The 23,507-nt window shown below is 68.9% G+C and carries 18 protein-coding genes and 1 pseudogene; 3 read left to right on the forward strand and 16 right to left on the reverse strand.

Annotated features, from left to right (window positions below):
• Window positions 1-94 precede the first annotated feature (94 nt).
• The 5 genes from Atro_RS07035 to fadB all read right to left on the reverse strand — a co-directional run bounded on the left by Atro_RS07035 (window position 95) and on the right by fadB (window position 7,289).
• The gene (locus tag Atro_RS07035; protein ID WP_497927016.1) at window positions 95-619 is read right to left on the reverse strand and encodes a DUF6586 family protein; all 525 of its coding nucleotides are present in this window, start codon (window positions 617-619) and stop codon (window positions 95-97) included.
• A 133-nt stretch (window positions 620-752) separates the two neighbouring features.
• Complete coding sequence (topA, locus tag Atro_RS07040; RefSeq protein ID WP_497927017.1) at window positions 753-3,359, reverse strand: type I DNA topoisomerase; 2,607 nt, start codon at window positions 3,357-3,359, stop codon at window positions 753-755.
• 268 nt (window positions 3,360-3,627) lie between these two features.
• The gene (locus Atro_RS07045; protein ID WP_497927018.1) at window positions 3,628-3,864 is read right to left on the reverse strand and encodes a DUF1653 domain-containing protein; all 237 of its coding nucleotides are present in this window, start codon (window positions 3,862-3,864) and stop codon (window positions 3,628-3,630) included.
• A 90-nt stretch (window positions 3,865-3,954) separates the two neighbouring features.
• A complete protein-coding gene (fadA, locus tag Atro_RS07050; RefSeq protein ID WP_497927019.1) occupies window positions 3,955-5,130 on the reverse strand; it encodes an acetyl-CoA C-acyltransferase FadA in 1,176 nt (391 codons plus the stop codon).
• A gap of 11 nt (window positions 5,131-5,141) precedes the next feature.
• Window positions 5,142-7,289, reverse strand: a complete 2,148-nt coding sequence (fadB, locus tag Atro_RS07055) for a fatty acid oxidation complex subunit alpha FadB (RefSeq protein ID WP_497927020.1) — start codon at window positions 7,287-7,289, stop codon at window positions 5,142-5,144.
• Between the two features lie 306 nt (window positions 7,290-7,595).
• On the opposite strand from fadB, the gene Atro_RS07060 reads away from it, so the two are divergent.
• Window positions 7,596-8,081 (forward strand): MarR family winged helix-turn-helix transcriptional regulator, encoded by a 486-nt coding sequence (locus Atro_RS07060; protein ID WP_497927021.1) that lies wholly within the window; start codon window positions 7,596-7,598, stop codon window positions 8,079-8,081.
• A 43-nt stretch (window positions 8,082-8,124) separates the two neighbouring features.
• Here Atro_RS07060 and Atro_RS07065 read toward each other — a convergent pair whose 3' ends face one another.
• Entirely contained in the window at window positions 8,125-9,036 is a 912-nt protein-coding gene (locus Atro_RS07065; RefSeq protein WP_497927022.1) for a helix-turn-helix domain-containing protein, read from the reverse strand.
• Between the two features lie 164 nt (window positions 9,037-9,200).
• On the opposite strand from Atro_RS07065, the gene pobA reads away from it, so the two are divergent.
• On the forward strand, window positions 9,201-10,385 hold the full coding sequence (gene pobA, locus Atro_RS07070) for a 4-hydroxybenzoate 3-monooxygenase (RefSeq protein WP_497927023.1): 1,185 nt from the start codon (window positions 9,201-9,203) through the stop codon (window positions 10,383-10,385).
• Between the two features lie 98 nt (window positions 10,386-10,483).
• On the opposite strand, the gene Atro_RS07075 is transcribed toward pobA, so the two are convergent.
• Window positions 10,484-10,957, reverse strand: a complete 474-nt coding sequence (locus Atro_RS07075) for an integrating conjugative element protein (RefSeq protein ID WP_497927024.1) — start codon at window positions 10,955-10,957, stop codon at window positions 10,484-10,486.
• A gap of 123 nt (window positions 10,958-11,080) precedes the next feature.
• Between Atro_RS07075 and Atro_RS07080 the strand changes: the two genes are divergently transcribed.
• Complete coding sequence (locus tag Atro_RS07080) at window positions 11,081-11,227, forward strand: hypothetical protein (protein WP_497927025.1); 147 nt, start codon at window positions 11,081-11,083, stop codon at window positions 11,225-11,227.
• Window positions 11,228-11,299: 72 nt separating this feature from the next.
• Here the strand turns inward: Atro_RS07080 and Atro_RS07085 are convergent, their stop codons facing one another.
• The 9 genes and pseudogenes from Atro_RS07085 to mhpT all read right to left on the reverse strand — a co-directional run bounded on the left by Atro_RS07085 (window position 11,300) and on the right by mhpT (window position 23,123).
• Window positions 11,300-12,229: an electron transfer flavoprotein subunit alpha/FixB family protein gene (locus tag Atro_RS07085; RefSeq protein ID WP_497926967.1), complete on the reverse strand. Its 930-nt coding sequence runs from the start codon at window positions 12,227-12,229 to the stop codon at window positions 11,300-11,302.
• Between the two features lie 2 nt (window positions 12,230-12,231).
• Window positions 12,232-12,981, reverse strand: a complete 750-nt coding sequence (locus tag Atro_RS07090) for an electron transfer flavoprotein subunit beta/FixA family protein (protein WP_497927026.1) — start codon at window positions 12,979-12,981, stop codon at window positions 12,232-12,234.
• 19 nt (window positions 12,982-13,000) lie between these two features.
• Window positions 13,001-14,757: pseudogene (locus Atro_RS07095) on the reverse strand (acyl-CoA dehydrogenase family protein).
• A gap of 21 nt (window positions 14,758-14,778) precedes the next feature.
• Window positions 14,779-16,029, reverse strand: coding sequence for a thiolase family protein (locus Atro_RS07100; protein ID WP_497927027.1), 1,251 nt, complete (start codon window positions 16,027-16,029; stop codon window positions 14,779-14,781).
• A complete protein-coding gene (locus Atro_RS07105) occupies window positions 16,026-17,879 on the reverse strand; it encodes a feruloyl-CoA synthase (RefSeq protein ID WP_497927028.1) in 1,854 nt (617 codons plus the stop codon). Before Atro_RS07105 ends, Atro_RS07100 begins: the two co-directional genes overlap by 4 nt.
• 155 nt (window positions 17,880-18,034) lie before the next feature.
• On the reverse strand, window positions 18,035-19,483 hold the full coding sequence (locus Atro_RS07110; protein ID WP_497927029.1) for an aldehyde dehydrogenase: 1,449 nt from the start codon (window positions 19,481-19,483) through the stop codon (window positions 18,035-18,037).
• A 79-nt stretch (window positions 19,484-19,562) separates the two neighbouring features.
• A complete protein-coding gene (locus Atro_RS07115; RefSeq protein ID WP_497927030.1) occupies window positions 19,563-20,393 on the reverse strand; it encodes a p-hydroxycinnamoyl CoA hydratase/lyase in 831 nt (276 codons plus the stop codon).
• A gap of 98 nt (window positions 20,394-20,491) precedes the next feature.
• On the reverse strand, window positions 20,492-21,766 hold the full coding sequence (locus Atro_RS07120) for an OprD family porin (RefSeq protein ID WP_497927031.1): 1,275 nt from the start codon (window positions 21,764-21,766) through the stop codon (window positions 20,492-20,494).
• Between the two features lie 130 nt (window positions 21,767-21,896).
• Entirely contained in the window at window positions 21,897-23,123 is a 1,227-nt protein-coding gene (gene mhpT, locus Atro_RS07125; RefSeq protein WP_497927032.1) for a 3-(3-hydroxy-phenyl)propionate transporter MhpT, read from the reverse strand.
• Window positions 23,124-23,507 lie beyond the last annotated feature (384 nt).

Raw genomic sequence — 23,507 nt, forward strand, 5'->3', positions numbered from 1 at the left:
GGGCTCTGCTCTCAGGAAAGGCCGGACATTGTAATGTAACAGTCGTTCCCGGGCACCCCTGAATGACCGCCAGCGCCTTTCCCCTCCTGCCCGCTCAGCACTCGGTCAAGGACGCGCGAAAACGCAGGGCCAGCTCCTTGAGTGACTGGCGCCACTGCTCCAGTTGCGCGGCGCCCAAGGCCGGCGCCTCTTCCTTCTCGTCCAGGCTGACCGCCTCGATCAGCGGCAAGCGGGGATCGACCTTGGCTTTCTGCGGGGCTTGCGGCGGCTGGAACAGCCGGGCGTACTCGGCCAGCAGCTGCGCCAACCAGGTTTCCGGCTGGCCGGCCAGCTCGACCAGCTCGGCCAATTCGGGACTGGGTGCCGCGCTCAGCAGTTCGGCGTTCAGAAAGCGCGCGACCTGCGGCGAGCCGGCCTCCGGCAGACGATAGAAACCGGCGATCTCATGGCACAACCCCAGCAGGGCGCCGTGCAGATGGAAAAGCACCGCCTCGCGCTCCGCCATGGCCTGCGCCTGGGCATTCAGCGCACGCCCCTCCTCCGCCTGGCGCAAGGATGCCAGCGCCAGACCGGCGAAATAGAGTTTCTGGTTGGTGCGGGTGTAAAGCTCATGGGCCATGAAGGCGCCCTCCGGTTCGAGACAGCCACTGTATACCGGGCCAAAGTGCAATTATGGACCCGCTGCGCAGAGGGCACCGGCCGTCTCCGACGGCGGGCGCCCGGCAAGCGGGGCGCGCGGCGGGCAACGCGGATCAGCGCTTGTCCTCGACCACCCAGCGACCGTCCTGATAGAAGGCGCGCCAGCCGCTGGGCTTGCCCTCGACCTCGCTCTGCACGTACTGCTCCTTGGTCTTGCGGCTGTAGCGGATCACCGCCGGGCGCCCCTCCGGATCCTGGGTCGGCGCCTCCAGCAGGAAGTGGTACTTCGGGTCGATCTCGTCGCGGTGCGGGAGCAACTCCCGGACCAGCGGCGCACGGGTTTCGCGGTTCTTCGGGAACTGGCTGGCGGCAAGGAACAGGCCGGAGGCGCCATCGCGCAGCACGTAGACGTCGTCGACCTTCTCGCAACGCAGCTCCGGCATCTTCACCGCATCCATCTTCGGCGGCGCCGGCTCGCCGCTCTTCAGCAACTTGCGGGTGTTCTTGCAGGCGGCGTTGGTACAGCCGAAGAACTTGCCGAAGCGACCGGTCTTGAGCTGCATCTGGCTGCCGCACTTGTCGCATTCGAGGCTCGGCCCTTCGTAGCCCTTGATCCGGTACTGGCCCTCCTCGATCTCGTAGCCGGAGCAGTCCGGGTTGTTGCCGCAGATGTGCAGTTTGTGCTGCTCGTCGAGCAGATAGGCGTCCATCGCCGTGCCGCATTTCGGGCAGCGGCGCTTGTGGCGCAGCAGCAGCGACTCGGACTCGCCCTCGTCGTCCGCGGCGATCTCGTCGCCCGGGACCAGGTTGATGGTCGACTTGCAGCGCTCCTTGGGCGGCAGGCTGTAGCCCGAGCAGCCGAGGAACACGCCGGTCGAGGCGGTACGGATCATCATCGGCCGGCCGCATTCGCGGCAGGGAATGTCGGTCAGGGTCGGCTGGTTGGCGCGCATGCCCGCCTCGCTGGACTCGGCGACCTCGAGTTTCTTGCGGAAATCGCCGTAGAACTCGTCGAGCAGGTGCTTCCAGTCGCGCTCGCCCTGGGCCACGTCGTCCAGGCGCTCCTCCATGCCGGCGGTGAAGCCGTAGTCCATCAGGTTGGCGAAGCTCTCGGCGAGGCGCTCGGTGACGATGTCGCCCATCTTCTCGGAGTGGAAGCGACGGTTCTGCAGGGTCACGTAGCCGCGCTCCTGGATGGTGGAGATGATCGCCGCGTAGGTGGAGGGCCGACCGATCCCGCGCTTCTCCATCTCCTTGACCAGGCTGGCCTCGCTGTAGCGTGCCGGCGGCTTGGTGAAGTGCTGGCTGGGATCAAGCGCGAGCAGCTCGAGGTTCTCGCCCTCGGCCATGTCCGGCAGCACGTCGTCCTCGCCGGGCTTGGCCAGCTGCGGCAGCACGCGGGTGTAGCCGTCGAACTTGAGGATGCGGCCCTTGGCGCGCAGCTCGAAGCCGCCGGCCTGGACGCTGACGCTGGTCGACAGGTATTCGGCCGGCGGCATCTGGCAGGCGACGAACTGGCGCCAGATCAGCTCGTAGAGCCGCTCGGCGTCGCGCTCCATGCCGGACAGCTGGGTCGGCTGCAGATTGACGTCGGAGGGGCGGATCGCCTCGTGGGCCTCCTGGGCGCCCTCCTTGCTGGTGTAGAGGTTGGGCTGGGCCGGCAGGTACTTCGCGCCGAACTCGCCCTCGATGAAACCGCGCGCCATTTCCAGGGCATCGGCCGAGAGGTTGGTCGAGTCGGTGCGCATGTAGGTGATGTAGCCGGCCTCGTACAGGCGCTGAGCCATCATCATGGTCTTCTTCACCGAGAAGCCCAGGCGGTTGCTCGCCGCCTGCTGCAGGGTCGAGGTGATGAAGGGCGCCGAGGGCTTGCTGCGGGTCGGCTTGTCCTCGCGCTTGACCACCCGGTAGCTGGAGGCCTTGAGCTTCTCCAGCGCGGCCATGGCCTGGGCCTCGTTGAGCGGGCGGAAGGTTTCCCCGTTCTCGCGAGCCACCTCGAAGCGCACCATGTCGCCACGGGCAGTGCCCAGATCGGCATGGACCTCCCAGAACTCCTCCGGAATGAAGGCGCGGATCTCCCGCTCGCGCTCGACGATCAGCTTCACCGCCACCGACTGCACGCGGCCGGCGGACAGGCCGCGGGCGATCTTCTGCCAGAGCAGCGGCGAAACCATGTAGCCGACCACCCGGTCGAGAAAGCGCCGTGCCTGCTGGGCGTTGACCCGGTTGATGTCCAGTTCGCCCGGCTGGGCGAAGGCCTCCTGGATGGCCTTCTTGGTGATCTCGTTGAACACCACGCGCTTGTAGCGCTCCTCGTCGCCGCCGATGGATTCGCGCAGGTGCCAGGCAATGGCCTCCCCTTCGCGGTCCAAGTCGGTGGCCAGATAGATGGTGTCGGCTTCCTGGGCCAGGCGGCGCAGCTCGTCGACCACCTTCTCCTTGCCCGGCAGGATTTCGTAATGGGCCTTCCAGCCGTGCTCGGGATCGACCCCCATGCGCGCGAACAGCTGGCGCTTGGCCTTCTCCTTGGGCGACAGCGCCGGCGCCTCGGCCGTGCCCTTGCCACGCTTGGCCGGCTCTTTGGCGGTACTGGCCGAGCCGCTGGTGGGCAGGTCACGGATATGGCCGATGCTCGACTTCACCACGTACTGGCTGCCCAGGTACTTGTTGATGGTCTTGGCCTTGGCCGGGGATTCCACGATGACCAGCGATTTACCCATGGATCGGAGTGTTCCTAATTCGAGAGATGAAAGCGGGGAGCGTCTATCGGCCCGCCGAGCCGGTGCCTGAACGCAAGTTCGACCGAGGGAGATTCCGAGACAAGGCGCTGTGACGGGTCATAGCCGGGCTATGGCGAGGGGCGGCAACGCAGTATCGGGGCCTCGAACGCCGAAAGTGATTCACACAACCGACCGCAAGGCTCCAGCTCGGCGCTATATATAGTGGCCGCCGACGCGCGGTCAAGGGCGGCACGCCCGTACTTGTGGCCTACATGGCCGGAAAAGCCGACGTTTCCGCTCGAATCAAAGCAAAGCGCGGCATCCGGTGACCGTCAACTTCGACGCTTTCGGCGAACATCGCCAGCGGCCGGACCCAGAGCCCGAAATCGCCGTACAAGGCCTGGTAGAGCACCAGCTCCTCCTCGGTTTCGGAATGTCGGACCACGCCGAGCACGCGGTATTCGGCGCCCTTGTAATGCCGGTAGAGACCGGGTTGCACGGTCATGGCGTCCTCCAGGTGGTGGATGGCTCCAAGAGACGCGGGAAAGCGGGAGCAGGGCACAGACCCTACCCCCGCCGGGCTACGACGAGAGCCTCAGACCCGCTCGAAGACGGTGGCGATGCCCTGGCCGAGGCCGATGCACATGGTCGCCAGGCCCAGGGTACCGCCCTGCTGGCGCATGATGTTCAGCAGGGTGCCGGAAATCCTCACCCCCGAACAGCCGAAGGGATGGCCCAGGGCGATGGCGCCGCCGTGCAGGTTGACCTTGTCGTCCAGCACGTCGAGCAGCTTGAGGTCCTTGAGCACCGGGATGGCCTGGGCGGCGAAGGCCTCGTTGAGCTCGACGAAATCGATGTCGGCCATCGACAGACCGGCCCGCGCCAGCGCCTTCTGGGTGGCCGGCACCGGACCGTAGCCCATGATCGACGGATCGACGCCGACCACCGCCATGGCGCGCACCACGGCCAGCGGCTGGAGCCCCAGGTCGCGGGCACGCTGGCCGGACATGACGATCATGCAGGACGCGCCGTCGGTGATCTGCGAGGAGCTGCCGGCGGTGACGGTGCCGTTCTTCGGGTTGAACACCGGCTTGAGCTTGGCCAGCCCCTCCAGGGTGGTGTCCGGACGGATCGTCTCGTCCTGCTCGAAGACCCGCAGCAGGCCGTGCTCGTCGTGACCCTCGGTGGGCACGATCTCCTCGGCGAAATGGCCCTCGAGCGTGGCGCGGTGCGCCCGCTGGTGCGAGCGCAGGGCGAAGGCGTCCTGCTGCTCGCGGCTCACGCCGTGCATCATCGCCAGCATTTCGGCGGTCAGCCCCATCATCCCGGCGGCCTTGGCCACCTGCAGGGACAGCTTCGGGTTCGGATCGACCCCGTGGGTCATCGGCAGATGCCCCATGTGTTCGACGCCACCGACCACGAACAGCTCGCCGTTGCCGGTCTGGATCGCCTGCACCGCGGTGTGCAACGCGCTCATCGAGGAGCCGCACAGGCGGTTGACGGTCTGCGCGCCGCTGCTGTGCGGGATCGGCGTCAGCAGGGAAGCCATGCGCGCGATGTTCCAGCCCTGCTCCAAGGTCTGGTTGACGCAGCCCCAGATCACGTCCTCGACCTCCGCCGGATCGATCTGCGGATTGCGCTCGAGCAACTGGGTGATGAGGTGCGCCGAGAGGTTCTCGGCGCGGGTATGGCGGTGCATGCCGCCCTTGGAGCGGCCCATCGGGGTACGGGCGAAGTCGACGATGACGGCGTCTTTCGGATTCAGACTCATGACTCGGCCCCTCAGGCAAAGAACGTCCGGCCCTGGCGGGCCATGTCGCGCAGTTTTTCGGTCGGTTGGTACAGCGGCCCCAGGTCGGCGTGACGGTCGGCCAGCTCGACGAAGCGGGCGACGCCCAGGGCGTCGATGTAGCGCAGCGCACCGCCGCGGAAGGGCGGGAAGCCGATGCCGTAGATCAGGCCCATGTCCGCCTCGGCGGCCGACTCGACGATGCCCTCCTCCAGGCAGCGCACCGTCTCCAGGCACAGCGGCAGCATCAGCCGGTTGACGATCTCCTCGTCGTCCAGCTCGCGCGTCTCGCGCACCAGCGGGCGGAGCAGCTCGGCCACCTGCGGGTCCTCGAGCTTCTTCGGCTTGGGACTGCCGTCGCGCTCGTAGGCGTAGAAGCCGGCGCCGCTCTTCTGCCCCAGACGCCCGGCGCGCAGCAGCACGTCGATGGCGGTGTCGCCCGCCTCCTTCATGCGCTCGGGATAGCCCTCGGCGAGCACGTTGCGCGCGTGCACCGCCGTGTCGATGCCGACCACGTCGAGCAGGTAGGCCGGCCCCATCGGCCAGCCGAACGCCTCCATCACCCGATCGATGCGCTGGAAGTCGATGCCGGAGGCCAGCAGCCGGGTGAAGCCGGAGAGGTACGGGAAGAGCACGCGGTTGACCAGAAAGCCCGGGCAGTCGTTGACCACGATCGGGGTCTTGCCCATCTTGCGCGCGTAGGCGACGGTGGTGGCGATGGTCTGCTCGCCGGTCTGCCGGCCACGGATGACCTCGACCAGCGGCATCAGCGGCACCGGGTTGAAGAAGTGCATGCCGCAGAAGCGCTGCGGGTGCTTGAGCGACTCGGCCAGCCGGCTGATGGAGATGGTCGAGGTGTTGGAGGTGAGCACCGAGTCCTCGGGCACCTGGGCCTCGACCTCGGCGAGCACCGCCTGCTTGACCTCGAGCTTCTCGACCACCGCCTCGACCACCAGGTCGACCTGGCGGAAATCGCCGTAGGACAGGGTCGGGCGGATGCCGTTGAGCACCTCGGCCATCTGCTGCACGGTCAGGCGGCCCTTCTCGACCCGCTTGGCGAGCTGCTTGTCGGCTTCGGCCAGGCCCTGGCGGATCGACTCCTCGCGGATGTCCTTCAGCAGGATCGGCGTGCCCTTGAGCGCCGACTGGTAGGCGATGCCGCCGCCCATAATGCCGGCGCCGAGCACCGCCGCCAGCTTCACCTCGCGGGCATCCTTGTCGTACTTCCTGGCCCTGCGCTTGAGCTCCTGCTCGTTGAGGAACAGCCCGACCAAACTCTGCGCCACCGTGGTGGCGGCCAGCTTGACGAAGCCGCCCACCTCGATCTCCAGCGCCGCCTCGCGCGCGGAGTTGGCGGCCTTCTGGATGGTCTTCACCGCGGCCAGGGGCGCCGGGTAATGCGGGCCGGCCTGGGCGGCCACGTAGGCCTTGGCGCTCTCGAAGGCCATCATCTGCTCGATGTTGCCGAGCTTGAGCGGCTCCAGCTTCGGCTGGCGGCGGCTCTGGAAATCCAGTTCGCCGGCAGCCGCCCGCTTCACCAGATCGAGGGCTGCCTCGCGCAGCCTGTCGTCGGCGACCACGGCATCCACCGCACCGACCTTCAGCGCCTCGGCGGCGCCGTTTTCCTTGCCGGCGGCGATCCACTCGATGGCGTTGTCGCTGCCGATCAGCCGCGGCAGGCGCACGGTGCCGCCGAAGCCCGGGTGGATCCCCAGCTTGACCTCCGGCAGGCCGACCCTGGCCGACTCGGCCATCACCCGGAAGTCACAGGCCAGGCACATCTCGAAGCCGCCGCCGAGGGCCATGCCGTTGATCGCGACCACGGTCGGCACCGGCAGGTCCTCGAAGTCCGAGAAGATCCGGTTGATCTCCAGGCACCAGCCGCGCAGCTCCTCCTCGGGCGCGCGGAACAGCCCGAGGAATTCGGTGATGTCGGCGCCGACGATGAACATGCTCTTGGCGCTGGTGACCAGCACGCCCTTGAGCGAGGCCTCCGCCCGCAGCGCGTCCACCGCCTGGCGGAACTCGTTCAGGGTGAGGCGGTTGAATTTGTTGACGGAGTCGCCCTCGAGGTCGAACTGCATCTCGACGATGCCATCCCCCAGGGCCTGGACCCGGATGGCTTTCCCTTTATAGATCATCGACTGATTCTCCAAGTAGAAGCTGCACAGACCGCGACGGCCGACGCGCATCGTACAAGCCGCCGCAGCCGGATCGCTTGCGGGCAGCGTTGCCCGGCGCTGGTTTCAGGATAGTTGCGCGGCCCCGGGGCCGGCCATCGGACATTCCTCCGACGAGAACGCCGCAACGACGGGCCATGCCTGCATTCAGCACCCGCCCGTCCCTTTAGGCAAGGGATGGCACGCATGAAAGATTGCCTCTGGATAGTTTCCGGCGGGCATTGCAGAATTTTTATGCAGATTAACTAATCGGAAGCGCACAGCCCCATGCCCAGCAAGTCCAGCCCCACCCCGGCCGCCGATCCGCAGGCCGCCGCCCAGCCCGCTGACGGTCCGCTGGACGCCTCCCTCGACGAGCTGATCGGCTATGCCCTGCGCCGCGCCCAGCTCAAGGTCTTCCAGCATCTGGTCAGCCGCCTCGGCGTCTTCGACCTGCGGCCGGCGCAGTTCACCGCGCTGGCGATCATCCAGCAGAACCCCGGCCTGATGCAGGCCGACCTAGCCCGCGCGCTGGCCATCGAGCCGCCGCAGGCGGTGGTCCTGTTGAACAAGCTGGAAAGCCGCGGGCTGGCGGTGCGGGTGCGCTGCAAGCCGGACAAGCGCTCCTACGGCATCTTCCTCAGCAAGGCCGGCGAGACGCTGCTCAGGGAGTTGCGCGAAGTGGCCGCGCAGAGCGACCTGGATGCCACCGCCGCGCTCAGCGCCGAGGAGCGCCAGCAACTGATCGGGCTGCTGCACAAGATCTACCGCTGAATCGGCCCGGCGCGGCCTGCAAGCGCCGCGCGTCCTGCCCTCCTCACCCTTCCTCGTCCCGCTCCGGCAGCGACGTACCGCCGGCCGCCGCCCCCTGGCGGAAGGCCTTCGGCGATTGCCCGGCGAGGCGGCGGAAGAACCGCGAGAAGTACGCCGGATCGTTGAAGCCGAGCGCATCGGACAGCTCGTTGACGGTCATGGTGGTGTAGATCAGGTTGCGCTTGGCCTCCAGCAGCAGGCGCTGGTGGATCACCTGCAGGGCGCTCTGCCCGACCAGCTGGCGGCACAGGCTGTTCAGGTGGACGCCGGACAGCCCGACGCGATGCGCGAACTCGTCCACCGGCAGGTGCTCGCGGTAGTGCTGCTCGACCAGCCGCATGAAGCGCGTCAGGTACTGGCGGCTGCGCTCGCTGGCGTCGAGCGGGGCGGCATGCTGGCGTTCGCGGCGGCCGAGCCAGACCATCAGCAGGTTGACCAGCGACTGCAGCTGCAGCTCGCGCCCCGGCTCGTGCCCCCGGTACTCGCGAAAGAGCGTCTCGAACAGCAGATCCAGCCAGGCGCGATCCGTACCGACCGGGTGGCAGGCGAACCCGCCCTGAACGCCCAGGTTGTGCCCCAGAAGCTCCTCCAGATGCGCCACCAGCGGCGCGGCCAGGGTCAGCACGTAGCCCTGGATGTCCTCGGAGAAGCGGAAGCCGTGCACGCAGAGCGGCGGCACCACCTGGATCGCCGCCTCGGCCAGGCGCAGGCGCTGGTTCTCCACCTCGGCCAGCGCCTCGCCCGCCTGGACGTAGAGCAGCTGGAACAGGTCGGCGTGGCGGTGCGGCTTGATCTCCCAGTGGTGCAGGCTGCTGCGCTGCGCGATCGACTCGCAGTGCAGCAGGTCCGGCGTCGGCCAGGCCAGTTGCTCCCCGTACAGCTTGAACACCGGAATGGCGGGCACGATCGGCCTCATGGGGGAGCTCCTTTGGTTCGACAATCGAACGAATCATCCGAAAGTACCATTAATACTGCCTAAATCACCTTATTTTGGCGAATCCATTGAACAAAAATGCAGAGGCCTTCAGCGAAAACCGGCCCTGCGCAGGCGGGCCGGCCCCAACCAGAGAGACAATAAAAATGAAAACTCAAGTGGCAATCATCGGCGCCGGTCCGTCCGGCCTGCTCCTCGGCCAGCTGCTGCACAAGGCCGGCATCGACAACGTGATCCTCGAGCGTCAAACCCCCGACTACGTGCTCGGCCGCATCCGCGCCGGCGTGCTCGAGCAGGGCGTGGTCGACCTGCTGCGCGAGGCCGGCGTGGCCGAGCGCATGGACCGCGAAGGCCTGGTCCACGAGGGCATCGAGCTGGTCTGCTCGGGCCGGCGCATCCGCCTGGACCTCAAGGCGCTGTCCGGCGGCAAGACGGTGATGGTCTACGGCCAGACCGAGGTCACCCGCGACCTGATGGACGCGCGCCGGGCCAGCGGCGCGCCGATCGTCTACGAGGCCGAGAACGTGCAGCTGTTCGGCCTCAAGGACGAGACGCCCTACGTCACCTACGAGAAGGACGGCCAGACCCAGCGCATCGACTGCGACTACATCGCCGGCTGCGACGGCTTCCACGGCGTGTCGCGCAAGACCATTCCGGCCGAGGTGCTGTCGCACTACGAGCGCGTCTATCCGTTCGGCTGGCTCGGCCTGCTGTCCGACACGCCGCCGGTCCACGAGGAGCTGATCTACGCGCACACCGAGCAGGGCTTCGTGCTCTGCAGCCAGCGCTCGACGACGCGCAGCCGCTACTACCTGCAGGTGCCGCTGAGCGAGAAGGTCGAGGACTGGTCCGACGAGCGCTTCTGGAACGAGCTCAAGCGCCGTCTGCCGGGCGACGTGGCGACCAGGTTGGTCACCGGGCCGTCGCTGGAGAAGAGCATCGCCCCGCTGCGCAGCTACGTGGTCGAACCCATGCAGTACGGCCGGCTGTTCCTGGTCGGCGATGCGGCGCACATCGTCCCGCCGACCGGCGCCAAGGGCCTGAACCTGGCCGGCAGCGACGTCTGCTACCTGTTCCGCATCCTGGACAAGGTCTACCGGGAGGGCCGCACCGACCTTTTGGAAAAGTATTCCGAGCTGGCCCTGCGCCGGGTCTGGAAAGGCGAGCGCTTCAGTTGGTTCATGACCAACCTGCTGCACGACTTCGCCGGCAGCGACGCCTTCGACAAGCGCATGCAGCTGGCCGACCGCGAGTACTTCCTCAACTCCGACGCCGGCCGCGTGACCATCGCCGAGAACTACGTCGGCCTGCCCTACGAAGAGGTCGCCTGAGTCCGGCGCAGCGAAAAAGCCGCCCCGCCCCGCAGGGACAGTTCCCTGTCGGGCGGGGCGGCTCGCCGCTCAGCCGGCCAGGGCGGCGCGGACGACGGTCATTGTTCGAGGAAGGTGGAGGTGACCAGCACCGGGTAGTGGGAAAACTCCAGCAGGGCCGCCAGATCGTCGCCGGTCACCGGGATCAGCCGCAGCCCCTCCGCCAGCTGGCGCAACTCCAGTAACCCCTGGGGCGAAGCGACGTTCACCACCAGACCGAGCGCGTTCAGCCGCCGCAGCTTGTCCCGCCACAGCTTCAGCCAGCTCCTGGACAGACTGTCGTCGCCGATCAGGAACACCGGCCGCAGGCCGGGAATATCGATCGCACGGCTCTCGACCGGGCCGGGCGACAGGCGCCAGGAAACCACCGGCAGCATCTCGGCCTCCCACGGCGCCAGGGAGAGGACCTGCTTCGGGCGCTCGGCCTGGCGGCCTCGCTCCGGCCCCGTCGACGCGCAGGCCGCCAGCAGGCCGGCCAGGACGCAGCAGAGCATCCGTCTGCTCCAGGTATTCATCGGGTTCATCGCCGTCATGGATTGCTCGCCATCAGGAGGAAAAAGCCGTCGACCATGCGGGTAGGTATTCTCCACTCGGAGCCAGACGCCGTCATCCGTCGTCCCTCTCTTGGATCGACAGGCCTGCCGTTGGAATATTCGATGAATCGCGACGAAATTATCAACGGCGAGGCCCCGCCGATTCTCCGGAAAGCGGCGGGGAATGGTGCGGCGACCATCTGCTGGCCGCTTGCAGCCATTATCGGTGGAGGATTTCTCGTAGAGCGGATTGACTGCAACGCGGCGTGATCCGGCAAGCATGCCGGCCCCCTTGCAAGAAGCCCGCTCGGTGAGCGGGCTTCGGGGCCGGCCAGAGAGCGCTCAGAGCTGCTTTGCCAGCTCCGGCACGGCCTCGAACAGATCCGCCACCAGCCCGTAGTCGGCCACCTGGAAGATCGGCGCCTCGGCGTCCTTGTTGATCGCCACGATCACCTTCGAGTCCTTCATCCCCGCCAGGTGCTGGATCGCCCCGCTGATCCCCACCGCGACGTACAGGTCCGGCGCGACGATCTTGCCGGTCTGCCCGACCTGCAGGTCGTTGGGCGCAAAGCCCGCATCCACCGCGGCGCGGGAAGCGCCCACCGCCGCGCCCAGCTTGTCCGCCAGCGCGTACAGCAGCTGGAAGTTCTCCCCGCTCTGCATCCCGCGCCCGCCGGAGATCACCACCCTGGCCGAGGTCAGCTCCGGACGGTCGGACTTGGCCAGCGCCTCGTCGACGAAGCGCGAGGTGCCCGCCTCGCCCGTGCCGGCCAGCGCCTCGATGGCCGCGCTGCCGCCCTCGCCCGCCGCCGCGTCGAAGGCGGTGGCGCGCACGCTGATCACCTTGATCGGTGCGCTGGACTGCACGGTGGCGATGGCGTTGCCGGCGTAGATCGGCCGCTTGAAGGTGTCGGCGCTCTCCACCGCGACGATCTCGGAGAGCTGGTCGACGTCGAGCAGCGCGGCCACGCGCGGCAGGTAGTTCTTGCCGTTGCTCGAGGCCGGCGCCAGCACATGGCTGTAACCCCTGGCCAGGCCGGCGACCAGCGGCGCGACGTTCTCGGCCAGCCGGTGGGCGTAGGCCGTATCGTCGGCGACCAGCACCTTGGCCACTCCGGCGATCTTCGCGGCGGCCTCGGCCACCGCGCTGCAGCCGCTGCCGGCCACCAGCACATGGATCTCCCCGCCGATCTGCTGCGCAGCCGCGACGGTGTTCAGGGTCGCGGCCGCCAGGACCGCGTTGTCGTGTTCAGCGATTACCAGGATTGCCATGTTCAGATCACCTTCGCCTCGTTCTTCAGCTTCTCCACCAGCTCGGCCACCGAGCCCACCTTGATGCCGGCCTGGCGCTCGGCCGGGGCCTCGACCTTGAGGGTCTTCAGCGTCGAGGCGACCGACACGCCCAGGTCCGCCGGCGTGACGGTCTCCAGCGGCTTCTTCTTGGCCTTCATGATGTTCGGCAAGGAAGCGTAGCGTGGCTCGTTGAGGCGCAGGTCGGTGGTGACGATGGCCGGCAAGGCCAGCTCCAGGGTCTGCAGGCCGCCGTCGATCTCGCGGGTGACCATGGCCTTGTCGCCGGCAAGTTCGACCTTCGAGGCGAAGGTGCCCTGGGCGTAGCCGGTCAGCGCGGCGAGCATCTGCCCGGTCTGGTTGTTGTCGCTGTCGATGGCCTGCTTGCCGGTGATGACCAGCTGCGGCTGTTCCTTGTCGACCACCGCCTTGAGCAGCTTGGCCACGGCCAGCGAGCCGAGTTCCTCGTCGGTCTCGATCAGGATCGCGCGGTCGGCGCCGAGGGCCAGGGCGGTGCGCAGCTGCTCCTGGGCCTGGGCCGGGCCGACGGACACGGCGACGATCTCGGTGGCGATGCCGCGCTCTTTGAGGCGCACCGCTTCTTCCACGGCGATCTCGCAGAAGGGGTTCATCGACATCTTGACGTTGGCCAGGTCGACGCCGGAGCCATCGGCCTTGACGCGGACCTTGACGTTGTAGTCCACCACGCGCTTGAGGGCGGTCAGGATCTTCATCGGGGTTTTCCTTGTTCGGTCATTCGGGGAGGAACGGCAGCGGCTGGCGGCTGGCCTCGATCAGCGCCAGACGGTGGTCCGCCTCCGGCAGCAGGTAGGCGAAGAAGAAGGCCGCCGACTCCAGCTTGCCGGCATGGAAGGGATCGTCCGCGCGCCCGGCGGCCAGGCGCGCGCTGCGCGTCCAGGCGAAGGCCAGGGCGACCAGGCCGAGCAGGCGCAGGAAGTCGCCCGCCGCCCGGTAGGGCCGCTCCGGGTCCTGCGCCGCGGCGGCGGCCAGCCCTTCGGCGGCGGTGGTCAGGCGGTCGCAGTACTGCCCCAGGGCGGTAGCGAAGGCGCCGCACTCCGGGCTGGCCGCCGCGATCTCCGCCTCGGCGCGGAAGTCCTCCAGCAGGTCGCGCAGCACGGCGCCGCCGTCGCCCAGCACCTTGCGCAGCAGCAGGTCGTTGGCCTGAATCTCGTTGCTGCCCTCGTAGATCATGGCGATGCGGCTGTCGCGCAGGGTCTGTTCGATGGCGTACTCCTGCACGTAGCCGTAGCCGCCGAACACCTGCAGCGCCGCGCTGGCCAGGCGGAAGCCCTGCTCGGTGAAGAAGGCCTTGACCAGCGGGGTCAGCAGCATGGCCCGGCCCAGCGCCTGGGCGCACCGCGCCGGGTCGGCGCCCTGCTCGGCCTCATCGAGCAGGTGCGCGGTCCAGTAGCCGAGGGCGCGCATGCCCTCGGTGAGCGTGCGCAGTTCGAGCAGGGTGCGGCGCATCGTCGGGTGGTAGTGGATCGGATCGGCCGGCGCCTCGGCGCGGCCTTCCGGGCGGCGCACGGCGCGCATCTGGCGGCGCTCGGCGGCATAGGCCGCGGCGCTCTGCCAGGCCGCCTCGGCATGCCCGAGGCCCTGCAGGCCGACGTGCAGGCGCGCCGAGTTCATCATCACGAACATCGCCGCCAGGCCCTTGTGCGGTTCGCCGAGCAGCCAGCCCTCGGCCTGCTCGAAACTCAGGGTGCAGGTGGCGCTGCCGCGGATGCCCAGCTTGTGCTCGATGCCGTCGCAGCGCACCGCGTTGTGGCGGCCGTCGGGCAACAGCTTGGGCACCAGGAACAGCGAGATGCCGCGGCTGCCGGGCGGCGCGTCGGGCAGGCGGGCGAGCACCAGATGGAGGATGTTCGCGGTCAGGTCGTGCTCGCCGCCGGAGGCGAACAGCTTGCCGCCGCTGATCCGGTAGCCGCCGTCCGCGGCCGGTTCGGCGCGGCTGCGCAGCAGACCCACGTCGCTGCCGGCCTGCGGCTCGGTCAGGCACATGGTCGGCAGGATCTCGCCGCTGACGATGGCCGCCAGGTAGCGCTCGCGCAGCTCGGGCGTGCCGTGGGCGCGCAGGCATTCGTAGGCGCCGTGGGCGATGCCGGGGTACATCGCCCAGGCATGGTTGGTCGAATAGATCATCTCCAGCAGCGCGGCGTTGAGCAGCTGCGGCAGGCCCTGGCCGCCGTCCTCCGCGGCGCAGGCCAGCGCCGCCCAGCCGCCGTCGACGAAGGCCCGGTAGGCGGCGGGAAAACCGTCCGGGTGGTCACCCGGCCGTTGTCGAAGCGGCAGCCCTGGCGGTCGCCGGGCGCGTTCAGGGGTGCCAGCACGCCGCTGGCGAAGCGCCCCGCCTCCTCGACCACCTGGGCGGCCAGTTCGCCGTCCAGATGCTCGAAGGCCGGCATGCGCCGCCAGTCGGCCGGCGCCGCCAGCCATTCCTCGATGACGAAGCGCATGTCGCGCAGCGGGGCTTGGTAGTGCCACATGGCAAATCCTCCAGTGAATGCTCAGCCCCGGTAGTCGGGGTTCTCGATCAGCACGGCCATGCCCTGGCCGCCGCCGATGCAGGCCGCGGCCACGCCGTAGCGCCGGTTGGCGGCACGCAGCTGGCGCGCCAGGGTCAGGGTCAGGCGCAGGCCGGTGGCGGCCAGCGGATGGCCGAGGGCGATGGCCCCGCCGTGGACGTTCAGCCGCTCCGCGTCGATCTCCAGCTCGCACTGCACGGCGAGCAGCTGCGCGCCCTGGGCCTCGTTGATCTCGAAGCGGCCGATGTCCGCCGGCGTCAGGGCGCTGCGTGCAAGCAGCAGGCGGATCGCCGCCACCGGGCCGATACCCATCAATTCGGGCGGCACCCCGCAGGCGCTGGCCGCGCGCAGCCAGGCCAGCGGCCGGGCGTCGGGGAAGTCGCGGCAGGCGCCGACCAGCACGGCGGCGGCACCGTCCACCACCGCGCAGCTGTTGCCGGCGGTCTGCACGCCGCCGGCATGCACCGGGCGCAGCGCCTGCAGGGCCTCGAACGAGGAGGCGCGCACATGGCTGTCGCGTTCGACGCGCTCGACGCCGCGCGGCAGTTCGAGGGTGCGCTCTCGGCCACCGGCCAGGGCGAAGCGGGCGCGCTCGAGCGGCAGGATCTCGCCGGCGAACCAGCCGGCCTCCTGCGCGGCCAGGGCGCGCGCGAAGCTCTGCGCAGCGAAGCGGTCGACCGTCTCCCGGTCGAGTCCATAGAGGCGCGCGAGGTTTTCCGCGGTCTGCAGCATGTCGATACCGGCGGCCGGATCGAACAGCGCCTCCCAGAGGAAGTCCTTGAACGCCACCGGCGCGCCGAGGCGGAAGCCGTCGCGATGGGTGTAGGCGGCGATCGGGTTGCGCGACATCGACTCGCTGGCCACGCACAGCGCCAGCGCGGCGCTGCCGCGGGCGATCTGCTCGCCGGCCTGGCGGAGGATCTCGAAGCCGGTGCCGCAGATACGCTGCACCGCCAGCGCCGGCACTGCCTGCGGCACGCCGCTGTAGAGGCCGATATGGCGCGGCAGAAAATAGGCGTCGAAGCTGGCCTGGGCCATCGAGCCGGCGATCACCGAGTCCACCGCCGCCGCATCGATGCCGCTGCGCGCGAACAGCCCGCGGGCGACGGCTATCCCCAGGTCGATGGGCGAGACCTGCGCCAGCGCGCCGCCCAGATCGACCCAGGGGGTGCGCAGGGCATCGACCAGGCAGACCTCGTCGAGGGCCGAATACAGCCCGGCCGCGCGACTCATGCGAGCACCCGCCCGGCATCCTCGCCGGCGTAGAGGGCGTCGATCTGCGCCTCGCGGAACTGCAGCACCGCACGCTGGTTGATCGAGCCCTTGTCGGTCACCTCGCCGCGGTCGATGCACGGCGGCTCGGCGAGCAGGCAGGCCCAGGCCAGGCGGCTGGCGTTGCCGGTCGCGGTGCGGTTGAGCGCGTCCAGCAGCCCCTGCAGCCAGCCACGCACCGCCGGCGCCGCCAGCACCTCGGCGGCCGGCGCCGACTCCGGCAGGCCGGCCAGGGCCCGGCACTCGGGCAGCCGCGGGAAGATCAGCAGGGCCAGCTCGGGCCGGTTCGGCCCGGTCACCACCACGTCCTGGATATAGGGCGCGCCGGCTAGGATGATGCGGGCGCGCAGCGGCCCGACGCTGACGAAGCCCCCGGAGGACAGCTTGAAGTCCTCGGCGATGCGCCCGTCGAACAGCAGGCCCAGCTCGGGACGCTCGGGGTCGACCAGCTTGAGGGCATCGCCGGAACGGTAGTAGCCCTCCTCGTCGAAGGCCTCGGCGCTGAGCTCGGGCTCGCGCCAGTAGCCGGCCATCACGTGCGGGCCGCGAAAGCGCGCCTCCAGCTTGCCGTCCACCGGCGCGAGCTTCAGCTCGCAGCCCGGCGCCGGCACGCCGACGTAGCCGGGCAAATCCACCGGCCCGGTGCTGAAGGTGCAGGACGGCGCCGTCTCGGTCATGCCCAGCCCGGCCACCGTGCGGATGCGCTCGCCGCAGTGCGCCTCGGCCACCCGGTCCAGCCGCTCGCGCACCGAGTGCGACAGGCCGGCGCCGGCGAAGAAGAACAGCCGGACCTTGGCGAAGAAGCGCTCGCGCAGTTCGGCATCCCGTTCCAGGGCACCGGCCAGCTCCTCCCAGCCCTTGGGCACGGTCAGGTAGGCGGTCGGCGAGATCTCGCGCAGGTTGCGCAGGGTTTCGGCGAAGCCCTGCGGGGTCGGCTTGCCGTTGTCGATGTAGAGGGTGCCGCCGTTGTAGAGGGCGATGCCGACGTTGTGGCTGCCGCCGAAGGTGTGGTTCCAGGGCAGCCAGTCGACCAGCACCGGCGGCTCCTCGGCGAACACCGGGAAGGTCTGCAGCAGCATCTGCTGGTTGGCGCAGAGCATCCGCTGGGTGGTTGGCACCGCCTTGGGCAGCTTGGTCGAGCCGGAGGTGAAGAGGAACTTGGCGATGCTCTGCGGCCCGACCCGGGCGAAGGCGGCGTCCGCTCCGGCGCCATCGACCGGCCGCTCCAGCTCGGCGAAGGGGCGGCAGGATCGGCCGGGCAGCGCGCCCTCGCTGAACAGCAGCGGCACCTGCGCCGGGATCACGGTGTCGATGGCGCGGGCGTAGGTCGCGCTGTCCGAGGCGAAGACCAGGCCGGGCCGCAGGCGCTCGACGATGTGGCGCAGCTTGGCCAGGTCCTGGGACAGGGTGGAATAGGCCGGCGACACCGGACAATAGGGAATGCCCACGTAGAGGCAGGCGGTGGCCAGCTTCAGGTGATCCAGACCGTTGCCGGAGAGGATCAAGAGCGGCCGCTCGGCGCTCAGCCCGTAGTCGAGCAGGTGCTGGCCGATGGTCCGGGCGCTGTCCAGCATCTGCGCGTAGCTGAGGCGCTGCCACGCTCCGTCGTCGCCGCGCCGGGCGACCAGGGTTTGCTCGGGGGTCAGCCGCGCCCAGTGGTGCAGGCGGTCGAGCAGGCGCGGCGGCAGGGGCGCCAGGGCTTCCAGGGGACGCAGGTAGAGGCAGCCGTTCGCCGTCTCGAAGGCGACGCCCGGCTGGCCGATCGCCACCGGACGCAGGCGCGGCTGCGCCAAAGGGTAAGGGACTCGCAAGCCTTGCTGTTCATTGCATTCCTCCCGCAGGACGCCGCCGCACGCGCGGGGCCCGAAGGCGCCTGCCTATGCGGACCGGCCATCGGCCGGCCCTGTGTTGTTCTTGTTGTTGCGGAAGATCGCTCGCTCCGGCGCACGCCGGCCGGGGATGCTGCTCAGATCGGGTAGTGGCGCGGCCCGTTCTGCAAGGTGACCCAGCGCAGCTGGGTGAACTGCTCGATCGAGGCGCGCGCGCCGAAGCTGCCGTAGCCGCTGGACTTGACGCCGCCGAAGGGCATCTGCGGCTCGTCCTGCACCGTCGGCCCGTTGATGTGGCAGATCCCCGACTCGATGCGCTGCGCCAGCGCCAGGGCGCGGGAAACGTCGCGACTGAAGACCGCCGCGGAGAGGCCGAACTCGGAGTCGTTGGCCAGGCGCAGCAGCGCCTCGTCGCCCTCGGCACGCAGCACCACGGCCAGCGGGCCGAAGGATTCCTCGCGGTACAGGCGCATGTCCTCGGTGACGCCGTCGAGCAGGGTCGCCTGCATCAGGCTGCCCTCGCTGCGGCCGCCGCACAGCAGTGTCGCGCCCTTGGCCAGGGCGTCGTCCACCAGGCCCTGAATGCGCCGGGCGGCGCCCTCGTCGATCAGCGAGCCGAGCAGTGACGCCGGGTCGGCCGGATCGCCGACCCGCAGCGAGGCGGCCTTGCGCGCCAACCTCTCGACGAAGGCGTCGGCCACCTTGGCGTCGACGATCAGCCGCTCGGTGGACATGCAGATCTGCCCCTGGTTGAAGAAGGCGCCGAAGGCCGCCGCCTCCACCGCGGCGTCCAGGTCGGCGTCGTCGAGCACCAGGAACGGCGCCTTGCCGCCCAGCTCCAGCACGGCCGGCTTCAGGTGGCGCGCGGCCAGTTCGCCGACGATCCGCCCGACGTGGGTCGAGCCGGTGAAGTTGACCCGGCGTACCGCCGGGTTGGCGATCAGCCGCTCGACGATGGCCGGGGCATCCTCCAGGGCGTTGCTGAGCACGTTGACCACCCCGTCGCCGAGGCCGGCATCCTGCAGCACCTGGCCGAGCAGGCGATGCACAGCAGGACTGTTCTCCGAGGCCTTGAGCACCACGGTGTTGCCGCAGGCCAGCGGCATGGCCACGGCGCGCGCGGCGAGGATGATCGGCGCGTTCCAGGGCGCGATGCCGAGCACCACGCCGCAGGGCTGGCGCAGCGCCATGGCGAAGCTGCCGGGGATGTCGGAAGGGATGACCTCGCCGACGATCTGCGTGGTCATGGCCGCCGCTTCGCGCAGAACAGCGGCGGCCAGTTGCACGTTGAAGCCGTACCAGTTGGCCATCGCGCCGGTTTCGCCGGCGAGGCCGACGAACTCGGCCGCGCGGCTTTCCAGCAGGTCCGCGGCCTTCGCCAGGCGCGCACGACGCTCGCTCGGCGCCAGCGCGGCCCAGCCCGGAAAGGCGCGCTGCGCCGCGGCGACCGCGGCATCGGCGTCTTCCGGAGTGGCCGCGGCGGCGGTCGCAACGATCTCGCCGCTCAGCGGATTGCGCCGCACGAAGGTGCGTCCGTCGCCGGCCGGCCTGGCCAGCCCGTCGATCAGCAAGGGCACGTCGAACATGGGGGAATCCTTGTCTTGTCGTTGTTCTTCACAGGACCCGGACGGGCGGGCGGCAGGCGCCCTCCCCGTCCCGCCGCGATCAGCGCTTGTAGGCCTGCAGGCCCGGCTTGATGCTCTTCTCGTCGAGGAACTGGCGCATGCCTTCCTCGCGACCGCCCTCCTCGTCGAGCAGGCGCGACTGGTCGAGCTTGGCGTACAGGTAGTCCTCGTTCTGCTCCCAGGTCAGCTCGCGGCAGCGCTTGAAGCCGTTCTTCGCCGCGCGCAGCACCACCGGGTTCTTGTCCAGCAGATCCTGGCAGAGGGTGACCACCGTCTCGCGCAGCCGGGCCAGCGGCACGCTCTGGTTGACCAGGCCCATCTCGGCGGCCTTGCGGCCGTCGAAGGTCTTGCCGGTCATGATGTAGTAGAGCGACTGGCGGTGGCCGACGGTGTCGGCCATCGCCTTGCTGACCAGATTGCCGGGCGGGATGCCCCAGTTGATTTCCGACAGGCCGAAGGTCGCCTCGTCGGCGCAGATCGCCAGGTCGCAGGCCACCAGCGGGGTGAAGCCGCCGCCGAAGCACCAGCCGTTGACCATGGCGACGGTCGGCTTGCTGTACATGCGCAGCAGCTTCCACTGCCACTCGGAGGCCTCGCGGCGGATCTTCTCCTGGAGGATCTCGGGACCGGCGTCGACCTCGCGGAAGTACTCCTTGAGGTCCATGCCGGCGGTCCAGGCGCTGCCGGCGCCGGTCAGCACCAGCACCCGGGCCTCGGCGTCCTGCTCCAGGGTCTCCAGCACGTCGCGCATCTCGCGGTTGAGCGTCGGGCTCATGGCGTTGCGCTTTTCCGGGCGGTTGAGGGTGACCCAGGCGATGCCGCCCTCGACCTCCACGATCACGGTCTTCCAGCGGCCTTCGTACTTGTTCATGGCAGTTCACCTTCGAGTTGTTGTTGGTGTGAGGCCTAAACTAGCGCCTGAAAATTAGTTATGTCAATTAATTATTTTTGCATTTTTCGACCCCGGACCTACCAGAGCTTCCAGGTGTAGTCGACGTTGACCCGCGTCTCGTTGTCGTCGCGCATCGTCGCGTTGGCCGCGAAGCTGTTCTGGTAGCGCGCGTTGCGCACGCGAAATGCCAGGTTCTTCAAGGGCCCGGACTGCACCACGTAGGACAGCTCCAGATCCCGCTCGCTCTCGCTCCGCCCGCCGCCGCCCAGGCGCGCCGGCAGCTCGACGTTGGTGCCCCGCATGAAGCGCGCCATGCCGGTCAGTCCGGGGATGCCCAGCGCGGCGAAGTCGTAGTCGTAGCGGACGTTCCAGTAGTGCTCGTCGGCGTTGAGGAATTCCGAGCTGAGCGCGTACTCGGAAATCAGGTGCGGCTCCGAACCGGCGATGTAGGGCATCGCCGAGTCGCCGCTGGACAGCGCGCCGCCCAGCGTCAGCCGGTGCCCGCCCAGCTTGTAGCCGAGGTTCAGCCCGACGTACTGGTTATCCACCGAGCCGGCCTTGCCGTCGCCCTCCTCGTCGCTGAGGAACCAGCGGAAATCGGTCTTGAACTCGCCCGGCCCCAGCTTGAACTGGTGGATGGCACCCAGGTAGTGCTGCTGGTAGATCTCGTCGAGACGGGCGTGGTAGTAGCTCAGGGTCAGGCTCTTGTTCAGTGCGTAGTCGCCGCCGAGGAAGAGGAACTCGTCGGACTCGGCGGTGCCGTCGAAGCGGCCGTTGGGCGCGGCGATGGCGATCTTCTGGTAGTCGGTGGAGTCGCGCTGGTTCATGCGGTTCAGGTAGCCGCCCTGCAGACTCAAGCCGGGGAGGTCCTGGGAGCGCAGGTGGCCGCCCTTGAAGGTCTGCCAGAGCAGCCGGGCCGGGCTGCTGATCAGGATCGGCAGGCGCGGCATCACGGTGCCGACGTTGAGCTCGGTCTTCGAATAGCGGACCTTGCCGGTGATGCCCAGTTCGGAATACTCCTCCGCGGCCTCGCCGCTGCCGCGCTGGACCGGCAGCAGGCCGGTGCCGACCCGGTCGCGCGAGGAGTCGAGCTGGACGCCGAGCATGCCCTGCAGGTCGAGGCCGAAGCCGACCGGGCCCTCGGTGAAGCCGGACTTGATATTGAGGATGAAGCCCTGCGCCCATTCGCGACGCGCGGAGACGTTGGACTCGCCCTTGTAGTCGCGGTCGAAGTAGAAGTTGCGCAGCATCAGGCTGCCCTGGCTGTCCTCGATGAAGCCGCCCGCCTGTGCCGTTCCCTGGGCGAGCAGCAGCGCGGTGGCGCAGGCCGCGCCCCGTCGTGTGTCGAGCATGTCGGTTACCTTTGTTGTTCTTGTTATCTATCGCCGCCGCGCGAGCGGAGCGTGCCGCTCCGGTCGGAGTGGCGGCAGTGGAGAAACAGCGGGGTCGGCGGACCCGTTCCCTCGCGGCCCGCCATCCTGGTCAGGCGGTCACGCCCTCGGCGCGGCGCTGGCCGAGCAGGTAGAACACCGCCGCCGCGGCCACCACCACGCCGGGCGCCGAAGCCAGCAGCAGGCCGGTGGCGCCGGTGCCCATCGCCAGCATCTGCCCGGCCACCAGCGGCCCGCTCATCGAGCCCAGGCGGCCGACCGCCACGGCGGCGCCGACCCCGGTGGCGCGCACCGCGGTGGGATAGAACAGCGGCGCCAGCGCGTAGAGCACCAGTTGTCCGCCGACGGCGAAGAAACCGGCGGCGAAACCGGCCAGCAGCATGCTGACGAATGCCGTGGATAGGCCCAGACCGGCCAGGGCGGCGAGGATGCCGGCGTAGGTCAGCGCCACCAGCGCCAGCGGACGCCAGCGATCCAGCAACAGCCCGAGCAGCAGCGAGCCGGTGGCGCCACCGATGTTGAAGAGGATCTGCACCATGCCGGCCTGGGGACGGGTGAATCCCTGGCCGACCAGCAGCGAAGGCAGCCAGTTGAGCAGCATGTAGACGACCATCAGGGTGAAGAAGTAGCTGATCCACAGCAGCAGAGTCGGCATGGCCGCGCCCTCCTGGAACAGCCCCTGCCAAAGGGTGACGCGCGGCGCCGCGGACGCGCCGCCCCGGGCATTCTGCTGCGCGCGGAAGGCCGCCGACTCGGGCAGGCACAGGAGCAGCAGCGGCGCAACCAACAGCGGCGCCACGCCGCCGACGTAGAACACCGCCTTCCAGCCACTGGCGAAGCCGGCCATGCCGACCAGCGCCGCCAGCGCCCCACCCAGCGGCACGCCGCAGTACATCAAGCTGACCGCGGTGCCGCGGGAACGTGCGTCCGCCGCTTCCGAGGACAGGGCGATCAGGTTGGGCAGCGCGGCGCCGAGGCCGACGCCGGTCAGAAAGCGCGCGGCCAGCAGACTGTAGAGGTCCCAGACCAGCGCGGTGGCGATGGAAAACAGCCCGAACAGCATCACCGCGCCGATCAGCACCCGCTTGCGGCCGATACTGTCGGCCAGCCAGCCGCCGCCCAGGGCGCCGGGCAGCAGGCCGAGGATGCCGGCGCTGAACACCGCGCCCATCATCGTCGAGTTCAGGCCGAACTGGACGGCCATACCCGGCGCGGCGATGCCGGCGGATTGCAGGTCCATGCCCTCGAGCAGGGCGACGACAAAACACAAGGCAATGGTCGTGTAAGTACGACGAGACTCTTTCCCTACCGTATTCATCGAAATCACCTTTTGCAGGATTCGGACAGGCGGCCGCTCGCCCCGGCCCATGCCGGCGCCCGGGAAGATCAGGGATTACCGCGTCGACCGCCGCTATCGCGAGGCGAAATCGCCGGGTTATGACCTGAGTGTCGAGAAAGAGGAAGGTGCAGCCCGGAGTCGGGCCGTGCCGGGAAGGCGGAGAGAGCAGAAGGCGGCGCGTAGCAGGCGCCCGGCAAGCAAAGCCAGCGTCATCATGGTCGTTTCCTTTCTTATCGTTTGTTATCCGGAAGCCCAATTAGTTAATTGAATTAACAATTAAGCAGGGGCATTTCAGCAAAGGGCGCTTGCACCGTCAACGACCATGAAATTATAGGAAGCCAGCAGTTGATAGTTAAAAAACAT

It is taken from the genome of Azotobacter tropicalis, from assembly GCF_059739045.1.

What these genes read in the sequence shown, in the direction of transcription:
- mhpT (WP_497927032.1), bottom strand. Translation starts at nt 23,123, where the DNA reads ATGAATACGGTAGGGAAAGAGTCTCGTCGTACTTACACGACCATTGCC.
- Atro_RS07085 (WP_497926967.1), bottom strand. Translation starts at nt 12,229, where the DNA reads ATGGCAATCCTGGTAATCGCTGAACACGACAACGCGGTCCTGGCGGCC.
- fadB (WP_497927020.1), bottom strand. Translation starts at nt 7,289, where the DNA reads ATGATCTATAAAGGGAAAGCCATCCGGGTCCAGGCCCTGGGGGATGGC.
- topA (WP_497927017.1), bottom strand. Translation starts at nt 3,359, where the DNA reads ATGGGTAAATCGCTGGTCATCGTGGAATCCCCGGCCAAGGCCAAGACC.
- Atro_RS07060 (WP_497927021.1), top strand. Translation starts at nt 7,596, where the DNA reads ATGCCCAGCAAGTCCAGCCCCACCCCGGCCGCCGATCCGCAGGCCGCC.
- Atro_RS07115 (WP_497927030.1), bottom strand. Translation starts at nt 20,393, where the DNA reads ATGAACAAGTACGAAGGCCGCTGGAAGACCGTGATCGTGGAGGTCGAG.
- Atro_RS07065 (WP_497927022.1), bottom strand. Translation starts at nt 9,036, where the DNA reads ATGAGGCCGATCGTGCCCGCCATTCCGGTGTTCAAGCTGTACGGGGAG.
- Atro_RS07080 (WP_497927025.1), top strand. Translation starts at nt 11,081, where the DNA reads ATGAATCGCGACGAAATTATCAACGGCGAGGCCCCGCCGATTCTCCGG.
- Atro_RS07100 (WP_497927027.1), bottom strand. Translation starts at nt 16,029, where the DNA reads ATGAGTCGCGCGGCCGGGCTGTATTCGGCCCTCGACGAGGTCTGCCTG.
- Atro_RS07090 (WP_497927026.1), bottom strand. Translation starts at nt 12,981, where the DNA reads ATGAAGATCCTGACCGCCCTCAAGCGCGTGGTGGACTACAACGTCAAG.
- pobA (WP_497927023.1), top strand. Translation starts at nt 9,201, where the DNA reads ATGAAAACTCAAGTGGCAATCATCGGCGCCGGTCCGTCCGGCCTGCTC.
- fadA (WP_497927019.1), bottom strand. Translation starts at nt 5,130, where the DNA reads ATGAGTCTGAATCCGAAAGACGCCGTCATCGTCGACTTCGCCCGTACC.
- Atro_RS07035 (WP_497927016.1), bottom strand. Translation starts at nt 619, where the DNA reads ATGGCCCATGAGCTTTACACCCGCACCAACCAGAAACTCTATTTCGCC.
- Atro_RS07120 (WP_497927031.1), bottom strand. Translation starts at nt 21,766, where the DNA reads ATGCTCGACACACGACGGGGCGCGGCCTGCGCCACCGCGCTGCTGCTC.
- Atro_RS07045 (WP_497927018.1), bottom strand. Translation starts at nt 3,864, where the DNA reads ATGACCGTGCAACCCGGTCTCTACCGGCATTACAAGGGCGCCGAATAC.
- Atro_RS07110 (WP_497927029.1), bottom strand. Translation starts at nt 19,483, where the DNA reads ATGTTCGACGTGCCCTTGCTGATCGACGGGCTGGCCAGGCCGGCCGGC.
- Atro_RS07075 (WP_497927024.1), bottom strand. Translation starts at nt 10,957, where the DNA reads ATGACGGCGATGAACCCGATGAATACCTGGAGCAGACGGATGCTCTGC.